This window comes from Agrobacterium sp. MS2 (assembly GCF_003261015.1).
Lineage (GTDB): Bacteria > Pseudomonadota > Alphaproteobacteria > Rhizobiales > Rhizobiaceae > Agrobacterium > Agrobacterium pusense.
The window spans coordinates 1-1,633 of sequence record NZ_QLNF01000082.1 but is presented as its reverse complement, the minus strand read 5'-3'; the positions used below and the strand labels follow the sequence as shown (position 1 = coordinate 1,633).

The window sequence follows — 1,633 nt, the reverse complement described above, 5'->3', positions numbered from 1 at the left end:
TGGCCTGTCTCTGAAATCGAGGCGCTTATGCCCTGGAACTTCAAGCCCCACGCCCTCGGCTAACCGCTTACAATGAAAAGCAAAAGCAGGAGTTCAGAGATTATCAAAACACCCCCAAGCGCAATCAGCGCAGTGGATATTTCAAAGAATCCTGATGGAACTGCATGTGGATTGATCACACCTTCCGTTTCCAGAATGGAATGCGTCAGGACGGAAAAAATGATCTTGAAGATGTCGACCAGAACCACAAGCCGAACCAGATGCCTGAGGATAAAGGCGTCTCTTTCAACCCAAACGAACATCACCGACGTCATCATGAAGGCGCCGTAACACAGGTTGCCACCGGAGACGACGACACCATCGGTGATGGGCAGGGAATAGACATTCCCCATGAAACCGCCGATCAGCAGAATGAGCGCGATGTAGGTATAAAAATGGGTGCGCCGGCTTGGTGCCGGGAGCGTCGTAAAATAAAGGGGGAATAAAGAGAAGGCGATGAATTGCGCGATTAGCAAAAGAGCCATTGTGATCAATCCGCCGAGTTTCCATCAAAATGCCCGTAGAATATCTCACATTGCAGCATGGGTTGCTCGACAAAATCACGTTTCTCAGAACTGGCAGAAGCCCATTCGGGTTCTCCGGTTCGAATATTCAGTGCCTTTTCAAATATCAACTTCGATCGATAGGCGTTGAATGGCAAAGGTTGGCCCTTATGGGCTGCGCGTCTGATTTTCGCGCAAAGATAGTCAATTGCAGCTTTAAGTTCTTCATCCCGAATATTCGGGTTGCGAGCTAGCGCATGTTCGGCAGGCATCATGCCCTCCACAATTCCAGTGCAACCGAATGATATTGTAAAGACAAGCGGTTAAAAGGCGCTGAAGCGGTGTAGCGAGTTGTTGCGACGGTTCTCCGTCATGTGTGCCAAATTCGATCACGCGGCTTGGAATGTGGCTGGTAGAGCCGAGAATGCCACATCCCACACGCGGTACATTTGCCACCTCGACAAATCCATTCACTGCTCTGTCTCGCCTTTTCGAGTTGACTGTCAAGTCTTGAGCGACTTGTTTCTAGCAGCCCGTCTCAGGCAAGATAAAACGAGTTGCTCTTGTCGCAAAATTAAACTCAGGCTTTTGCGCCCCAGTTTTGCAACTCGCGTTCTCAACCGTTGTTCAGGCGGCGATTTTTGCAGAAAACTATCCGGTTGTGCAGATCGAGGTCTCGGGAGATGAATTCTCTGCCGTAACATCTTCGGAAGAATGCGCTGAATGAGGCTTGACCAGTTGCGTAGCCTTATCAGGCGAAGCAGGTGGTCATAGCCGGGCAATAGGTATCACAGTGGTCTTGCGAAGCCACACTGCAAGGAGACCGGCTATGACCGACAACAACATTACCGCATCCGCTCCCGTTCTGGAAGCGATCGATATTTCTAAGGAACGCCACGAAGTGCTGATCGAAGCGCCGGACAGAATCCGTGGCCGCCGAATAAGCGTTCTCAACAATCTCGATGAGTTTGATCGCCTGATCAGCCTATTGCGCAGTTATCAGCGCCCTGTCCGCGTCGGGCGTTGTCACGTTGTTCGTGGCTTAACGGTTGACGGATAACCGGACGTGATGAGCACGCCGACCATCAGCT

2 protein-coding genes and 1 pseudogene are annotated in these 1,633 nt (G+C 51.0%); 1 reads left to right on the top strand and 2 read right to left on the bottom strand.

Translation table 11 applies throughout. From position 1 onward, the window contains the following. Positions 1–59: 59 nt before the first annotated feature. Together DOU54_RS20035 and DOU54_RS27565 are read right to left on the bottom strand one after the other, a co-directional pair. Entirely contained in the window at positions 60–524 is a 465-nt protein-coding gene (locus DOU54_RS20035; protein ID WP_113731771.1) for a hypothetical protein, read from the bottom strand. A 5-nt stretch (positions 525–529) separates the two neighbouring features. Continuing rightward, positions 530–814: a hypothetical protein gene (locus tag DOU54_RS27565; protein ID WP_072493512.1), complete on the bottom strand. Its 285-nt coding sequence runs from the start codon at positions 812–814 to the stop codon at positions 530–532. A 557-nt stretch (positions 815–1,371) separates the two neighbouring features. Here DOU54_RS27565 and DOU54_RS20025 point away from each other — a divergent pair. Beyond that, a pseudogene (locus DOU54_RS20025) lies at positions 1,372–1,560 on the top strand (IS110 family transposase); the annotation flags it as partial. Positions 1,561–1,633 lie beyond the last annotated feature (73 nt).

Coding starts and splice junctions, on each gene's coding strand:
- DOU54_RS20035 (WP_113731771.1), bottom strand. CDS start 524: ATGGCTCTTTTGCTAATCGCGCAATTCATCGCCTTCTCTTTATTCCCC.
- DOU54_RS27565 (WP_072493512.1), bottom strand. CDS start 814: ATGCCTGCCGAACATGCGCTAGCTCGCAACCCGAATATTCGGGATGAA.